This window comes from Gulosibacter sp. GYB002 (assembly GCF_036577665.1).
Classification (GTDB): Bacteria; Actinomycetota; Actinomycetes; order Actinomycetales; family Microbacteriaceae; genus Gulosibacter; species Gulosibacter hominis.
This window is the reverse complement of the sequence record NZ_JARBDD010000013.1, coordinates 97,046-112,944: the sequence shown is the minus strand read 5'-3', so window position 1 is coordinate 112,944 and position 15,899 is coordinate 97,046. Positions and strand designations below refer to the sequence as shown.

Genomic DNA, 15,899 nt, shown 5'->3' with positions numbered 1-15,899 from the left:
CCAGCACCGAGGGGTAGTATGGGTCAGGTGCGAACGTGTATTGGATGCCGATCGTGCGCCCCAAGATCTGCACTCACACGAGTGGTGGTGGCCGAAAATCGGCTGGTGATAGACACATCGGCCTCGGCTCCGGGAAGAGGCGCTTGGTTGCATCCGTCCGCGGATTGCGTGAGAGCCGCACTTGAGAAGCGTGCCTGGCGGCGTGCTTTGCGAGTGAATACTCTCGACGATCACGAACTGCGTGCGTACATCAGTCAACTGTCGTCGGAATCAGCCGACGACGCGACAGCAAAGGTTGAACGGACCATGGACAAGTCATGAGTGGCTCACGATGAGACACAACCGACGTTAAACGGTCTGCTCCCCACCGGGGATCAGACCCGGTGAAGGAGAACAGTGGCAAAACCACGCGTACATGAGATCGCCGCCGAGATGGGCGTCGAATCGAAAGTCGCCCTGCAAACGCTGCAGGAGATGGGCGAGTTTGTAAAAACCGCATCTTCCAGCGTTGAGCCGCCCGTCGCGCGTCGACTGCGCGACGAGCTCGCGAAGCGTGCGGCACAGGCAGACGGCGATGCAGCGGGCGAGAAGACCGCTGCCAAGCCCGCCGCCAAATCGGCGACCCCCGCAGCTAAACCGGCCGCTAAGCCCGGCGCTGCCGGAGCAGCGAAAAAGCCCGCAGCGGGCAAGACCACAAAGCCTGCGGCCCCGAAACCGGCTCCGCGCTCGGGCGTGAAACCCACCCCGACCCCCGGTGCTCGGCCGCAGCGCTCGGGTGTGAAGCCCACCCCGACCCCCGGCCCGAAGCCGGGACGCGGTGCTGCACCCCGACCCACTCGTTCGGGAGTAACCCCCACGCCCACCCCGGCAGAACCGAAACCGGCGTCGAAGCGCGCCGCTAAGCCTGCGGCCGCAGCACCGAAGCCGGATGCTGCACCGAAGCCGGCAGCAGCGCCCAAGGCCGACGCGCCGAAACCGGGTGCAGCTCCGAAGCCCGGTGCGCCCAAGCCCGGCGCCGGTGGCGCACCCAAGCCCGGACCCAACAATATGCCCCGTCCGCGCGGCCCGCGTCCGGGTAATAACCCCTTCTCGAGCAAGCAGGCAGCGCCGCGTCCGGGCAATAACCCGTTCAGCGCCAAGCCCGGTGGTAACCGCGGCGGCAATCGCCCCCGCCCCGGGATGCACACAGCCGGGTTGCAGGCTCCGCGTCCGGGTCAGCCGCGAGTGCTGCCCGGTGAAAAGCCGCAGCACGCCGGTCGCCCAGGTGGCGGCGGTCGTGGCCGCGGAGGTGGCCCCGGCGGTCCCGGTGGCTTCGGTGGCCGTCCGGGCGGTCGTCCCGGTGGTGGCGGCGGACGTCGCGGCGGCACCGCGGGTGCCTTCGGTCGCGGCGGCGGTAAGTCGAAGTCGCGCAAGTCGAAGCGGGCGAAACGCGCCGAGTATGAGATGCGGGAAGCGCCGACCATCGGCGGTGTGAAAGTTCCACACGGTGATGGTGAGACGCGCATCCGGCTGCGCCGCGGCGCATCGATCGCCGACTTTGCCGACAAAATTGATGCCTCGCCCGGCGACCTCGTGACGGTGCTTTTCCACCTCGGTGAGATGGCAACGGCTACCGAATCGCTCGACGAAGCAACTTTTGAGGTGCTGGGTGAAGAGCTCGGCTACCGCATCGAGATCGTTTCGCCCGAGGACGAAGACCGCGAGCTGCTCGAACAGTTCGACATCGACCTCGAAGCCGAAGAAGTCGAAGACGAAGAAGACATGGAGCCGCGTCCGCCGGTGGTAACCGTGATGGGTCACGTCGACCACGGTAAGACCGCGCTGCTGGATGCAATCCGTCGCGCTGATGTTGGTGCCAGTGAAGCTGGCGGTATTACCCAGCACATCGGTGCCTACCAGGTCACCGGGATGCACGAGGGTGTCCGCCGCGCGATCACCTTCATCGACACCCCCGGTCACGAGGCGTTCACCGCCATGCGTGCTCGCGGTGCCAATGTCACCGACATCGCGATCCTCGTGGTCGCCGCCGACGACGGCATCATGCCGCAGACCATTGAGGCGTTGAACCACGCCCAGGCGGCCGGCGTGCCGATCGTGGTTGCGGTCAACAAGATCGATGTTGACGGCGCCAACCCGCAGAAGGTGCGCTCACAGCTGACCGAGTATGGCCTGGTGGCCGAAGACTACGGTGGCGACACCATGTTCGTGGATGTTTCGGCCAAGAAGGGCGAAAACATCTCTGAGCTGATCGACGCCGTACTCCTCACCGCTGATGCTGCGCTCGAGCTGGAAGCCAACCCCAACCGTGACGCTCGCGGTACCGCTATCGAAGCGAAACTCGACCGCGGTCGCGGCTCGGTGGCAACCGTGCTCATCCAGTCGGGTACGCTGCGCGTCGGCGACTCGATCGTGGCCGGCACTGCCTACGGGCGCGTACGTGCCATGCTCGACGAAAATGGCAACGACGTTACCGAAGCAGGTCCGTCGCGTCCGGTGCAGGTGCAGGGGCTCAGCTCGGTGCCGCGCGCCGGTGACACATTCATTGTGACCGAAGACGACCGTACCGCTCGCCAGATCGCCGAAAAACGTGAGGCGGCCGAGCGCAACGCCCAGCTGGCGAAGGCCCGCAAGCGGATGTCGCTGGAAGACTTCACCCGCGCGCTCGAAGAGGGCAAGGTGCAGTCGCTCAACCTCATCCTCAAGGGCGATGTTTCTGGTGCTGTCGAAGCGCTCGAAGACTCACTGCTCAAGATCGAAATCGACGAGTCGGTACAGCTGCGCATCATTCACCGCGCGGTGGGTGCGATCTCCGAGTCGGATGTGTCGCTCGCCACTGTCGACAACGCCGTGATCATCGGCTTCAACGTGCGCCCCGACGCCAAGGCTCGCGAGCGTGCAGCCCGCGAGGGCGTCGACATCCGGTTCTACTCGGTCATCTACCAGGCGATCGAAGACATTGAGAAGTCGCTGCGCGGCATGCTCGAACCGGAGTACGAGGAAGTCCAGTCGGGTGTTGCCGAGATCCGCGAGATTTTCCGCTCGTCGAAGTGGGGCAATATCGCCGGCTGTATGGTGCAGTCGGGAACGATCACCCGCAACGCGAAGGCTCGCATCATTCGCGAGGGCGTCGTGGTGGCAGATGGCCTGGCCATCGAATCACTGCGCCGCTTCAAGGACGATGTCACCGAGGTCCGGGAGGGCTTTGAGTGCGGTATCGGCCTCGGCAAGTTCGACGATATCCAGATCGGCGACGAGATCGAAACGATTGAGATGGTAGAGAAGCCCCGTGACTGAAAATCCACGCGCAGCTCGACTCGCTGAACGCATCCACGTGCTGGTGGCAAAAACCCTTGAGCGGGGAGTAAAAGACCCGCGCCTGGGCTTTGTCACCGTCACGGATGTGCGAGTCACCGGTGATCTGCAGCACGCCACAATCTTCTACACGGTCTATGGCACCGAAGAAGAACGAAAGGGCACCGCTGCGGCGCTCAAGTCGGCAACGGGCATGATCCGGTCGGAAATCGGCCGGCAGCTCAACACCCGACTCACTCCCAGCATCGAATTTGTCCTCGACGCGCTTCCCGAAAACGCTGGCCGCATTGATGACCTGCTCGCGCAGGCACGTGAGGCCGACGAACGGGTTGCCCGCGAACGCGAGGGGAAGTCGTTTGCCGGTGAGGCCGAACCCTACCGCGATAGCGAATCAGCAGCCGAATAGCGGGGCTGAACCCACGGCAGTGCCCCGTCACTCAGTTGAGTGAGCGGGGCACTGGCCGTTTATGGAGCGCCGTCTTTTGTGCGCCCTGGCCACTCATGATGCCGGCTCACCCGGCAGCGAGATCCAATCGCCGCGCTGCTGCAGCATCCCCTCGGCAATTAGCGTGGTGGCAGCTGCCAGATGCTGTTCGCGTTCTCGAGCAAGCTGCACCGAATCTTCCGGGGCACAAAAATCTGTTTCCAGCAGGATGCGATTCCAGAGCTGATCGATGGCAAAACCACCGTGCGAACCGCGCGCGATCGCCATCACGCGGCCGCGACGCTGACGATTGCTGCCGGCAAATTTTGGTTGCCGAAGCTTCCGCCGCTCGCGTTCGGCATCGGGAAGCGACGGGAACCCGGCACCGCGCCACTCGCATATCTCGGCGATGGGGCAGCGGACACAATCAGGGGATCGCTGTGTACACACGGTAGCGCCCAGCTCCATGGCCCCGGCATTCCAGGGCTGCACGTCTGCATCCACGCGGGGCAGTAGTGCCAGCATCTCGGCCTCATCACGGCGCGCATTCGGCCGCCATGCAACCTCATCGCCGTGAACCGCCCGGGCAATTACTCGGCGCACATTTGTGTCGACCACCGGCACGCGCATCCCGAATGCAAAAGAACACACCGCGGCAGAGGTGTAGGGGCCGATACCGGGGAGCGCCTGCAGCGCTTCGCGATCGGCCGGTATCTCGCCATCGTGCCGTTCAACAATGGCTACCGCGCACTGGCGCAGCGCCAGCGCTCGACGCGGGTAGCCGAGCCGGTCCCACACCCGCAGGATCTCGGCATCCGATGCTTGGGCAGCCGCTGCCGGGGTGGGCCAGCGCCGCATGAACTCTAGCCAGCGGGACGTGACCCGCGACATCTGCGTCTGATGCGACATGACCTCGCTCACCAAAATGCCCCAGGGCGTCACATCAGGATCGCGCCAGGGAAAATCGCGGTGGTCGAAGCGATACCAGTCGATCACCGCGGTCACCAGTGGGTTATCGGTCATTGTGGCAGCGTAGCCCCTCCACACTCAGCAACAGCCCCTGCACGGTCAGCGCCGCCGAGCTTCGCCATCCGACGCCGTAGCTCGGCGAGGCTTAGATGCCGCCCGCTGCGGCTCACCTCGTGCACGAGTGCGGTGAGCGCCGCGTTCACCGGCGCCGGAAGCCGCGCCTGGGCCGCGGCCCGCGCAACCGCACCATTAAGATCGTCGATCTCGGTGGGCTGACCGCGGCGGATTGCCTGCAGCGTCGACGCCGGGTTGGGGCGCACCCCAAAGGCTGTCGCCAATCGCGAGCGCACCACGGTGAGCGCCTCACCCGCGCGAATCATGCTCGTGTGGGCGGGCGTCAACACGCCGATATTAATGCAGCGGATGCCGTGCGCATCCGCCACCGCGACCGCCTCGGTGAGCGAGCGGGCCAGAATCGCGGAAGTAAGCGGATGGCGGCAGGTAAATTGCACGCTCTTGCCGGTAATGGCCGGTAGGGCGTTGACCTGGTTGACGAGTAGCTTGCTCCACAGAGCCGGATATAGTCGCGGCAGCGCGAGCGTGGGGAAAGCATCGTCAAAAAACGAGGCGAGCTGCTTGGCGGTGGCAAAATCCTGGGGTCGAGCTGGCGCCAGACAGACTCGGCCGTCGCCGGTCAATACTGTGTCGCCGGGGGCTCGCTGGGTGGCCGGAAACAGTGCCAGCGCACCAAAAACACCGCCGCTATCGTCACGGTGCAGTGCGGTGACAGCTCGCTGTGGGCCATCCAAGCCGTTTTGTGCGATTACGACCGGCACATTCGCAAGCAATCCGGCTGGGCCGAGCCGTGCGGCATGGGCCTGGAGTGCCGCATCGGTTTGAAAGGTGCGGGTGGCCACGATGACTAGCTCGGTGTTTTTGGGCAGCTCGTGGACAACTCGTATCCGCGCAAGATGCGTTCCGCGCGCGCCACTTAGGCGCAGGCCATCGCGCTGGATTATTGCGGCACTGGCGCTTTCGGGTCGAACAATGGCGGTGATTTCATGCCCGGCACGATCGAATAGTGCGGCCAGGGCCCCGCCCACCGCGCCAACTCCGATAATGCTCGTTCGCATCCGGTCAGCCTATCGGGCCGCCCGGATAGCTGCTGCCGCACCCGCTACGGCCGCCCTGACGGTAGACTCGGGAACAGTATGTCTTCGTCACCAACCGGCCCGCACGGCCTGCTCCTCATCGACAAACCGGCCGGTATTACCAGCCATGATGTCGTGGCTCGAGTTCGCCGAGCCCTGGGTACCCGCAAGGTCGGTCATGCCGGCACGCTCGACCCCGCAGCAACCGGCCTGTTGTTGGTTGGGGTGGGGGATGCGACCCGCCTGCTCACGTATCTCATTGGCGACGACAAAGAGTATGAGGCAACCATTCGGCTCGGCATCGCCACCGACACCGAGGACGCTGACGGTGAAATTACCGAAGTTGCCGACCGGGAAGACATTGTGGCAATCACGCCCGCCGAGGTGCAGGGTGTGGTGCCGCAGTTTATTGGTGAAATTGATCAGGTGCCCAGTGCCGTATCGGCCATCAAAATTGATGGTAAACCCGCCTATCAGCGCGTTCGCGAGGGTGAACAGGTCGAATTGATATCGCGGCGGGTGACGATTCACGAGCTGGAAGTGCGCCGCGTCACCCATGGCGAGGCCGACGGTCAAGCGATTGTGGATGTGGATGTGCGCGTGTCGTGCTCTTCGGGCACCTATATTCGGGCGCTCGGTCGTGACCTTGGTCGGGCACTCGGTGTTCCCGCACACGTGTGTCTGCTGCGGCGTGCCAGCGTAGGCAGCTTCCACATTGCGGATGCGGCCGCGCTTGCCGCTGAGCGTCCCGCGCCCGATAGCGAAGCGAGCACCGATGAGGCACGACGGTTGGCTGCCGCACTGCTATCACCCACCGAACTGCTGGTTCGTAGGTTTCCGCAAATGCGCTGCGATGCCGACCGAGCCAGAGCGCTGCGTAACGGCCAGCGCATCCCCGCACCGGCCGCGGTCATCGCGCCGCAAACCGCCGCCGAGCAGCCGCTATCAACGCTGACAATCGCCGATCTGCCAGCCGGTACGCCCGTGGCCGCGCTCACGGATGCAGGGGAACCAATCGGGCTGGTAGAAATCCGGGCCGGACGTACAAAAACACTGATGAATTTTCCGCAGCGTGACGGAGGCAGCGCATGATCGAGTGGTACACGTGGCTCCAGTTTGGGATTGGGGCCCTCGCCGGCATCATTTGCCTGGTGCAGGCGTTCCGCAATCGACCTCCGGGCGATTTCACCGCCGGTTCGGTGGCGGTGGTGGCGCTGCTCGCACTCGTACAGCTGGTGCTCGCGATTGTGGCGCCGCTGTGGGGCAATGTCTGTCTCGGCGATGGCCTGGAGTTTTGGATGTACCAGGTGGCGCTGGTGATCTTCCCGCTCGGGGGCATCCTGTGGGCGCTTATCGATCGTGGCCGCTGGGCAAATGCGGTGCTGGGCATCGCGGCGCTTTCGGCCTCGGTGATGGTGTTTCGGATGCAGCAGATCTGGCTCGGCAACGCGCCACTATTGGGATAGCGGGGCAGTAGTTTGGGCGTATTTGCGAAAACTACCGAAACCGCGGCAGCGCGTAAACCGCGCCGCCCGGAACAGGCGTCGCCGGTGCTGGTTGCGGTGTACATCGTGCTTTTTGTGGGGGCCACCGGACGCAGCGTCGTACAGATTGTGCGCGATTTTGATGCCGCACCGGTTGCCTATACGCTCAGCGCCGTTGCAGCGGCGGTGTATTTGCTCGCTGGAGTCGCCTTAGCGCTGGCACACCGCAGCCGATCGTGGCAGAGTATTGCCGCCGCCGCGGTGGGGTTTGAGCTCGCCGGGGTGCTGACCGTGGGTATGCTTTCGGCCGTACACCCCGAATATTTCCCGGCAGACACCGTGTGGAGCGGCTTTGGTCGCGGATACCTGTACATTCCGCTCGTCTTGCCGCTCATTGGAGCCGCCTACCTTGAATCTCGTCCAGCAACCCGAATGAAGCCGTCGACGATATGATCACGATTTACCAACCCGATGAATTCCCGGCCGCGCTGCATCCCGCTGCGGTGACAATTGGCAAGTTTGATGGTGTGCACTGTGGCCACCAAACCCTGCTTGAACTGGTGCGGGCCGAATCAGACCGGCGTGGGCTGCACGCGGTGGTGGTGACATTTGATCGACATCCGCTGGCCCTTTTTGCGCCAGACCGCTGCCCGGTACCGATCCTGTCGCCGCGGCAGCAGCTCGAGCAGATAGCCACTTTTGGTGTGGATGCAACGGTCGTGCTGCCGTTTACCCGTGAGCTGGCGAATCTATCGCCAGAAGAGTTCATCGAGCGCGTGCTTGTTGAGCAGCTCGGCACCGAGCTGCTCATAGTGGGGAGTGATTTTCGGTTTGGCCGCGGGGGAGCGGGTGATGTCGAGCTCCTGCGGCGCGTGGGGCGCGAACGCGGCTTCGAGGTGATCGTTCCTGAGGATATTCCCGGCCCAACAGGTCGGCGCGCATCGTCAACCTGGCTGCGCGAAGCACTGAGCGCCGGTGACGTTGAGCTCGCCACACAGATGCTTGGCCGCTATCACGTGGTGTCGGGCACGGTGGTGCACGGGGCAAAGCGCGGTCGCGAGCTCGGTTTTCCAACCGCAAATCTCGACCCGGCCACGGTCGAGGGTCTGATTCCGGCCGACGGTGTGTACGCGGGTTGGTTCCGTTCCGGCGGCCGGGTGTATCCCACCGCAGTTTCGGTGGGGAACAATCCAACATTTGAGGGTGTGCCGCAACGTCAGGTTGAGGCGCATCTACTGGATGTAAACCTCGATCTTTACGGCGAATCGGTGGATATTGCGTTCGTGCAGCGGATTCGAGGGATGGAAAAATTCGCCAGCCTCGAGGCGCTCATCGAGCGGATGGGGCACGATGTCGACGAGACTCGCACCCGGCTGCGGATGCGCGCTGAAACGCTCGAGACTCGGCGTTTTATGGCCGGCTGCTGAGCCGGCGCTTGGAGCACACGAGTGCCTGTCGGCCAGTATTGATATGGGCGCGCCCAGCTATTGATCGGGGTTGAGTCGGGTGCGGTCGAACAGGTGCATGATGATTTCGGCTGCGGTGGCGTCGAGTGCCGGGCCGTTACCGATCTGCCAGCCGACGTCAATTGCTCGCAGCGAACGCCTCTTGGCGATCTTTGCGTTGCGGCCACCGACCCGCAGCCGCGACAGCGCGACGGCGCTGGTTGAGCGCGGGCTCAAGCGCAGCGGCAGCTCCAGTGCATCGGTGATGTCATAGGCGTGCACCACCGCCTCGGTGAGCTCAACGACGGTGCTGCGGCCAATACCGGCGATCTTGTCGGCAGAGAGTTCTTCGAGCCCTGAAAGCAACTCGGCCTCGGAAGCATCACCGAGCTTGATAGCGATCTTGGCGATCGCCGCGTTCGGGTTGAGGGCGCTCGTGAGGGTGGCCCCCAGGCCGCTGGTGAACAGTTCGCGGTTGGTTGAACCCAAGCGCCAGAGAAGGTGGCCAACAACATCCCGCACTCGCCACTGTTCGCATCGGCTGGGTGCATCCCACGCCCGCTTATCAAGCCCCGCAAGCGCAAAGGCGAGCCGATCGAGCGTGGTGGCAATATGCGCGCTCCAGTCGCCGCTGAGTTTTGCGGGCGGACGCGAGAACGGCTGCGAGCTCGATGGCTGGGCGGGATCGGCGGTATTGGCGGTCACGCGGTTCATTATTGCATCCGACCACCATGCTGTGGCTAGAATGAGCGGTGCGCCTGCGATGGTTGAGTATCTGCACCCTCGCCGTCCGCGCTCGAATCGAGAGAGTTGACCGTTCGATTCGTTGCTTTATTCGTCTGATCAGCAGTTGTGATCGGAGTCTCCAGCGGCGAGCGCCGCCGGCCAATGAAGGAGTCATGGTGTCGAATTCCCGCCGCGGGCAGTACGGTGCCCGGCGAAAGCGTGCCGCAACTGACAACACCGGTGTGATCCCGCAGCTTGCAAAAGCGGTTCGCGAGGTTGAAGCTGCGGTGATGCGCGGGCATGTCTCGGCCACTAACCGCACTAAATTCCAGGTGGTCGCGCTGCTGATGCGCGAGGAGCGGGCGCGCCTAAAAACTGATGACACGATTAGCGATGCTGAGCGTAACGACGCGATGAAGCGGCTTGACGGTTTGGCCGCGATCATGGCGAAGACGGCTGCGCGAGACACCTCGCTTATTCGCCTCTTGCAGGCCGAAACAGCCACCACGCCCCAGGCGCGCGCGATGCGCAAGCAGATGCTCTTTGCCGGTGGCATCGACATGGTCGTCGATGACGAACCGGATGTGCCAGTAACCGGCGCCGTTGTGCCTGAAAAACTGCGCGAACGGCAGGTTATGCCGGTGGGCGTGAAGGCGCGCGTTCGCTCGCAGCCCTTCCTCGAACCCAAACTCGAAAAACTCACTCCACCAGCAACTCACTATTCGCAGCTGCGCGATTGGGAAGTGATAGACCCCATCCTGAAAGCATTTGAAACCGGTGCCGGTGGCGGGGCTGCCTCGATGGAATTGCCCGATCCACCGCGGTTCGACCGGGTAGCGCCCGCCGGACGCGCGCTGATGCCGCACCAGGCGCAGCTGGTTGAGGCGGTGCGTTACGGTCACCGAGAGTTTTTGCTGGCTGATGAACCGGGCCTAGGTAAGACCGCGCAATCAGTTTTGGCGGCATCGGTTGCCGACGCCTATCCGCTGCTGTGCGTGGTGCCGAACGTGGTGAAAACCAACTGGGCACAGGAGGTTGCGCGTTGGACGCCCGGACGCCGCGCCACGGTCATCTCTGGTGATGGTGAAAATGTGGATGCGTTCGCTGACGTGTTCATCATCAACTACGAGATTCTTGATCGGCACGTGGGCTGGCTGCAGCGGCTCGGGTTGCGGGGCATGGTGGTTGATGAGGCGCACTTCATTAAAAACCCCACTTCGCAGCGTTCTCGCCTGGTGACGCAGCTGGCGAATACGCTGCGGGGCCAGATTCCCGGTGATCGGCCGCTGCTCATGGCACTCACCGGTACGCCACTGATTAACTCTGTGGAAGACTTCAAGTCAATCTGGCATTTTTTGGGATGGATCGAAGAAATTCCAGGCCAGGTGGGGGAGTACCGCCCCTCGCAGCAGCTACTTGACCGCTTGGATGCAACTGGCCTGGTGCCTTCTGACCCGGGCTTCATGGCCGCGGCACGACGCGAGGTAATCGATCTTGGCATTGTTCGCCGTCGCAAAGTTGATGTGGCCAAATCGCTGCCATCGAAACGCATTGTCGATATGCCGATCGAACTCGATAGCGACGAGGGATCGTCGATTCGTCAGGCCGAGGTGGCTCTGGTGGAACGATTGCTGGCACGCTACGCGCGCATCCTCGCGGCGAGCGATCTGCCGCCGCACACGATCGACCTCAAGCGGCTGCAAATGGTGGCGCACCACGAAGTGCAAGAGTCAAAAGCATCCAGCGCCGGCGACTCGATTTTTGCCATGCTCCACCGCATCGGTGTGGCGAAATCCGAGCTGGCAGCCCAGTACACCGCCCAGCTGGCGCACTCGGTGGGCAAGGTTGTCTATTTCGCGAAACATGTTGAGGCGCTCGACCGCGCCGAAGCCGCCTTTGCTGCCGAGGGCATCCGCACCGTATCGATCCGCGGCGAGCAGTCGCAGCTGGCGCGTGACCGTGCCGTGAAAGCATTCCAGACCGATCCCGAGGTGAAGGTCGTGGTGTGTTCGCTGCTTGCGGCCGGTGTGGGAATTAACCTGCAGGTGGCCAGTGATGTGGTGCTGGCCGAGCTGAGCTGGACCGCTGCCGAACAGACCCAGGCGATCGACCGGGTGCACCGCATCGGGCAGGAAACGCCGGTTACCGCCTGGCGCATCATTGCCTCGCAGACGATTGACGCACATGTGGCCGATCTCATTGATTCGAAGCAGGGGCTTGCCGCGCGTGCCCTTGACGGCAGCGACGAGGATCTGGTGCATTCAGACGATCTGCAGGTGGACGCATTGGTCGGGCTCATGCTTGACGCGCTGCGGGGTCGCTAGCTGGGATGGCTGGCAATCTGCACCACGACTTGCAGCAAACTCTGTGCGAACGTAAAACGAATGCGGTTCATCTTGCGATAGGGTGAGAATTAAAGATGACCGCATCGGTGCGGTCGTAGCTTCGACAGAGGAAGGTCGCGGTTCATGGTTGACGGTCAGGACTACCGCATCGAACAGGATTCGATCGGCGAAATGAAGATCCCGGCTGACGCGTACTACGGTGTTAACACCGCTCGTGCGGTCGAAAACTTCGATATCGCTCGACGCAAGATTGGCGTATATCCCGACTTCATCGTGGCACTGGCACAGGTGAAGCAGGCCGCTTGCCGGGCAAACGTTGAAATCGGTCAGCTCGATCCCGAAATCGGTAAGTACATTGACGCCGCCTGCCAGGAGATCATTGATGGCAAGCTGCACGATCAATTCGTGGTGGGCGTTATCCAGGGTGGCGCGGGCACCAGCTCGAACATGAACGCCAACGAGGTGATCGCCAACCGAGCCCTCGAACTGGCCGGTCACAAGAAGGGCGAATACCAGTACATCTCGCCCAACGACCACGTCAACATGGCGCAGTCGACCAACGATGCCTACCCGTCGTCGGTGAAGATCGGCATCGTGCACTCGATGCAAAACCTCGTTGCCGAATACCGCCTGCTGCAGGATGCATTCCTCAAGAAGAGCGTCGAGTTCAGCCACGTTCTCAAGGTTGGCCGCACCCAGATGCAGGATGCTGTGCCGATGACTCTCGGTCAGGAATTCCACGGCTGGGCCACCACCATTAGCGAAGATATCGACCGCCTCATCGAGGTGCAGAAGCTCGTTCTCGAGCTCAACCTCGGTGGTACCGCAATCGGTACTGGTATTAACGCACACCCCGACTACGCTGCCGCGGTGGTTCCGCACCTGCGTAAGATCACCGGGCGTAATGACATTGTCGGCGCGAGCGACCTCATCGAGGCCACCAGCGACACGGGTGTGTTCATGTCGGTTTCGAGCGTGATGAAGCGCGCCGCTATGAAGCTCTCGAAGATTTGTAACGACCTGCGCCTGCTCTCGTCGGGCCCGCAGGCTGGTTTCAACGAGATCAACCTGCCCGCGCGCCAGGCCGGTTCATCGATTATGCCCGGTAAGGTCAACCCGGTTATCCCCGAAGCGGTCAGCCAGGTTGCCTATGTGGTCGCCGGTAACGACGTCACCGTGTCGATGGCGGTCGAGGCCGGTCAGCTGCAGCTGAACGCATTCGAGCCGGTCATGCTGCACACGCTGATGCAGAACTCGACCTGGCTGCGCCGCGCACTGCGCACGCTGCGCGTCAACTGCGTGAACGGCATCACCGCCAACAGCGAGCGCACCGAGGCCCAGGTGCGTGCCAACATCGGTCTGGTCACCGCCCTCAACCCGGTGATTGGCTACTCCGCCGCCTCGAAGATCGCCAAGCGCGCTCAGCGTACCGGCGAGTCGGTTGCTGATATCGCGGTTGAAGAGGGTCTGCTCACTCGCGAGCAGGTTGAAGAGCTGCTGCAGGCTGAACAGCTGGCCGGTAGCATCCCAACCCTCGGCGACCGGAAGCTGCTCACCGACGAAGAGGTTGCCGAGTTCGAGCGTCAGATCGACTCGCTCGACCTGGTTGACCTCGACCGCATCGAAGTTGCCTAGCAGGTAGTGACCTGCTCATACGGGCGGGCCTCCCGAACAAGTTTCGGAAGGCCCGCCCGTTTTTATTCGCTTCGCGCCGTGAGACGGAGCGGAGCCGAGTTCTTAGGGCTGATTGAGATTGCGCTCGTCGGCGTTTGCAGAATCGATCATCGAATCATCGTCACTTTCGAGCTCGTCAATCGCATCCGCGTGGCGCTCGGCAGCGCCGAGCAGTCGCTGCGCCTGCGCATCATCAAAACTGTCGCTGAAGTCGACGGCACGGCGTTTGAGATCAGCGCGCAGCGATTCGGCAGTGTGAACCAGCTTTCCGGGGAACTCACGCGATTTTTCTTCGAGTTCGCCGGTGAGGCGGGCGATGCTTTCTGAGGCGCTATCGAGCTGTTCACGGGCAAATTCACCCGCGCGCTGTGCCGGCGCAGATGCGGCTGCTCGGCGCGTTAGACGGACGATCTGTTCGTAGCGTTCTCGTCCGGCGCGGGCGCCGAGCACGTAGCCAACACCCAGCCCTGTTACGAACAAGACTCTTTTGACGGTCACAATTCGTTTGTTGCCCATGCAGTAAATCTAGCTTGGGAATGCTCGTTTCGGCTGAGTGCGCGTCATCCGGCCAGATGTCGTAGGCGCGGTTTACTCTAGACGCATTCGTTTGTTCGCGCTTGTGGCACATGGTTTTGAGCCGCAGTGGGAAAAACCGACCGTTGTGATGAGGAGAATGCCCCAGATATGCACGCGCCGCGGCTGACCGATCGATCGATGCAGCTTGATGAGCGGCTTCGGCGTGTTCGGAACCGTGCGCGCTTGGTGCCGCTGGCTTGGCTCATTGCGCTGGCACTCCTGTTGCTGATCGCGCTCATTACGCTGGGGTGGATGCTCTCGACCTGGCGGGTGAACGCGCTCATCATGGTGCTGCCGGCGCTCATCCCGCTCTCGCTGGTGCTGGCCGCTGTCGCCTATCTCGATCGCTGGGAGCCCGAACCACCCCTTCTGCTTGCGTTGATGGCCATTTATGGCGCGGGGGCGGCAGTGGCCGGGACACTCTTGACCGGAAACTTCCTGGTGGACGTGGCCGAGCACTATGTCACCGAACAATTGTCGAAGGCGGTATTCTCGCTGCTGGTGCAGGCTCCGGTGCTCGAAGAAGCGATGAAATCACTCGGGCTGCTGCTGATAGTGCTTATCGCTCGTCGCGAACTGGGCGGCCCACTCGATGGTTTCATCTATGCGGCCATGATTGGCGCCGGGTTCGCCTTTACTGAAAATATTATTTATTTCGCCTCGAGTGAGTCGTTCGGCACCGAGTTTATGTGGATGCTCGTGGTGCGCTGCATCCTCTCGCCTTTTGCTCACGTGTTGTTCACGGGGGTGTTTGGCCTGGCGATCGGGTGGGCCGCGCGGCATCACGACGTGTGGCGTTTTGTTGTGGCCGGTGCTGGCGGACTGTTCTTGGCAATCGGGCTGCACGCACTGTGGAACGGTGGTGCGGTGCTGGTGCTACCGCTGCTTGGTATCGAGCCGGCAAACCCGCTTTCGTGGGTGATCTACTACCTACTCGTGCAGGTGCCGCTTTTTGGTGTGGTCGTCTGGATGCTGATGCGCCTGCAAGACCAAGACGTGGCGGTGCTGCGCCGCCGGCTCGACGAGTACCGCCGCGCGGGTTGGTTTACTCGCGAAGAGGTGCGGATGATTACCGATTGGAAGACGCGTCGAGCGGCGTTGCACTGGGCGAGAAAGCAGCCGCCACATGTTGCTGAGGCAATGCGCGGGTTCATCCGCAGCGCCACGCGGCTGGCCTTCGCACGCGAACACGCCGCGGTCGATAAGCGTGATCCACTTCGCAGGCCGCTTGAACGGGCACTTCTCGAGGCGACCCGCCAGCACCGCGAGGTGCTCAATAGCGCGCAACAGCAGCGGCACGCAGGCACAGCGCAAACAAATGTGGTTGCATCGAAGCATGACTGAACTGCAGAAGCCAGAACTTGATATGCCCGAGGGCCCGGCACCGACCGAACTCGTTATTGAAGACATCACCGTTGGTGACGGTGATGAGGCGCAGGCCGGCGGCATCGTAAATGTGCACTACCTCGGTGTCGACTACGAATCGGGCGCCGAATTTGACTCATCCTGGTCGCGCGGCGAGCCGATCGAGTTTCCTCTCGCGATGCTAGTGAAGGGTTGGCAGGAGGGCATTCCCGGTATGCGTGTGGGTGGCCGCCGTAAGCTTATTTGCCCGCCGCAGCTTGCTTACGGCAATGCGGGGGGACACCCGCTCTCGGGGCGCACACTGATTTTTGTAATTGACCTGTTGGGCGTGAAGTAGGCGTTTTTATTCGCTCGAATGCCGTGCCGGTCCGTAATTGCGGGCCGGCACGCGCTTTCCCCAATGCCCGCATGTCATCAGCATTTGCAAA

Annotated in this window: 15 protein-coding genes; 11 read left to right on the top strand and 4 right to left on the bottom strand. The window is 62.7% G+C overall.

Annotated elements, in window-relative coordinates; all coding sequences use genetic code 11:
• Positions 1 to 18: 18 nt before the first annotated feature.
• The 3 genes from PV375_RS07640 (at position 19) to rbfA (ending at position 3,718) form a co-directional block, all read left to right on the top strand.
• A complete protein-coding gene (locus tag PV375_RS07640) occupies positions 19 to 321 on the top strand; it encodes a YlxR family protein (RefSeq protein WP_332106803.1) in 303 nt (100 codons plus the stop codon).
• 75 nt (positions 322 to 396) lie between these two features.
• Positions 397 to 3,294 carry a translation initiation factor IF-2 gene (gene infB, locus PV375_RS07635; protein WP_332106802.1) on the top strand — a complete coding sequence of 966 codons (2,898 nt, stop codon included), beginning with the start codon at positions 397 to 399 and terminating at the stop codon, positions 3,292 to 3,294.
• Positions 3,287 to 3,718: a 30S ribosome-binding factor RbfA gene (gene rbfA, locus PV375_RS07630; protein ID WP_332106801.1), complete on the top strand. Its 432-nt coding sequence runs from the start codon at positions 3,287 to 3,289 to the stop codon at positions 3,716 to 3,718. The genes infB and rbfA overlap by 8 nt, the downstream gene beginning before the upstream one ends.
• A gap of 93 nt (positions 3,719 to 3,811) precedes the next feature.
• Here the strand turns inward: rbfA and PV375_RS07625 are convergent, their stop codons facing one another.
• A complete protein-coding gene (locus PV375_RS07625; RefSeq protein ID WP_332106800.1) occupies positions 3,812 to 4,759 on the bottom strand; it encodes an A/G-specific adenine glycosylase in 948 nt (315 codons plus the stop codon).
• Entirely contained in the window at positions 4,756 to 5,838 is a 1,083-nt protein-coding gene (locus tag PV375_RS07620; protein WP_332106799.1) for a ketopantoate reductase family protein, read from the bottom strand. The genes PV375_RS07625 and PV375_RS07620 overlap by 4 nt, the downstream gene beginning before the upstream one ends.
• 78 nt (positions 5,839 to 5,916) lie before the next feature.
• On the opposite strand from PV375_RS07620, the gene truB reads away from it, so the two are divergent.
• Genes truB through PV375_RS07600 form a run of 4 tightly spaced genes read left to right on the top strand, consistent with a single transcriptional unit; the run spans position 5,917 to position 8,767 of the window.
• Positions 5,917 to 6,948: a tRNA pseudouridine(55) synthase TruB gene (gene truB, locus PV375_RS07615; RefSeq protein WP_332106798.1), complete on the top strand. Its 1,032-nt coding sequence runs from the start codon at positions 5,917 to 5,919 to the stop codon at positions 6,946 to 6,948.
• On the top strand, positions 6,945 to 7,322 hold the full coding sequence (locus PV375_RS07610; RefSeq protein ID WP_201517098.1) for a hypothetical protein: 378 nt from the start codon (positions 6,945 to 6,947) through the stop codon (positions 7,320 to 7,322). The genes truB and PV375_RS07610 overlap by 4 nt, the downstream gene beginning before the upstream one ends.
• Positions 7,323 to 7,334: 12 nt before the next feature.
• Positions 7,335 to 7,793 carry a hypothetical protein gene (locus PV375_RS07605; protein ID WP_332106797.1) on the top strand — a complete coding sequence of 153 codons (459 nt, stop codon included), beginning with the start codon at positions 7,335 to 7,337 and terminating at the stop codon, positions 7,791 to 7,793.
• Complete coding sequence (locus tag PV375_RS07600; RefSeq protein ID WP_332106796.1) at positions 7,790 to 8,767, top strand: bifunctional riboflavin kinase/FAD synthetase; 978 nt, start codon at positions 7,790 to 7,792, stop codon at positions 8,765 to 8,767. The genes PV375_RS07605 and PV375_RS07600 overlap by 4 nt, the downstream gene beginning before the upstream one ends.
• A 57-nt stretch (positions 8,768 to 8,824) precedes the next feature.
• Here the strand turns inward: PV375_RS07600 and PV375_RS07595 are convergent, their stop codons facing one another.
• On the bottom strand, positions 8,825 to 9,499 hold the full coding sequence (locus PV375_RS07595; protein WP_332106795.1) for a maleylpyruvate isomerase family mycothiol-dependent enzyme: 675 nt from the start codon (positions 9,497 to 9,499) through the stop codon (positions 8,825 to 8,827).
• Positions 9,500 to 9,684: 185 nt separating this feature from the next.
• Between PV375_RS07595 and PV375_RS07590 the strand changes: the two genes are divergently transcribed.
• Positions 9,685 to 11,835, top strand: a complete 2,151-nt coding sequence (locus tag PV375_RS07590) for a DEAD/DEAH box helicase (protein ID WP_332106794.1) — start codon at positions 9,685 to 9,687, stop codon at positions 11,833 to 11,835.
• Positions 11,836 to 11,979: 144 nt separating this feature from the next.
• Positions 11,980 to 13,491: an aspartate ammonia-lyase gene (locus PV375_RS07585; protein WP_332106793.1), complete on the top strand. Its 1,512-nt coding sequence runs from the start codon at positions 11,980 to 11,982 to the stop codon at positions 13,489 to 13,491.
• A 102-nt stretch (positions 13,492 to 13,593) separates the two neighbouring features.
• Here PV375_RS07585 and PV375_RS07580 read toward each other — a convergent pair whose 3' ends face one another.
• Positions 13,594 to 14,046: a hypothetical protein gene (locus tag PV375_RS07580; RefSeq protein WP_332106792.1), complete on the bottom strand. Its 453-nt coding sequence runs from the start codon at positions 14,044 to 14,046 to the stop codon at positions 13,594 to 13,596.
• Positions 14,047 to 14,214: 168 nt separating this feature from the next.
• On the opposite strand from PV375_RS07580, the gene PV375_RS07575 reads away from it, so the two are divergent.
• Together PV375_RS07575 and PV375_RS07570 are read left to right on the top strand one after the other, a co-directional pair.
• Positions 14,215 to 15,450, top strand: a complete 1,236-nt coding sequence (locus tag PV375_RS07575) for a PrsW family intramembrane metalloprotease (RefSeq protein ID WP_332106791.1) — start codon at positions 14,215 to 14,217, stop codon at positions 15,448 to 15,450.
• A complete protein-coding gene (locus tag PV375_RS07570) occupies positions 15,443 to 15,808 on the top strand; it encodes an FKBP-type peptidyl-prolyl cis-trans isomerase (RefSeq protein ID WP_201521983.1) in 366 nt (121 codons plus the stop codon). Before PV375_RS07575 ends, PV375_RS07570 begins: the two co-directional genes overlap by 8 nt.
• The last annotated feature ends 91 nt before the right edge of the window (positions 15,809 to 15,899 follow it).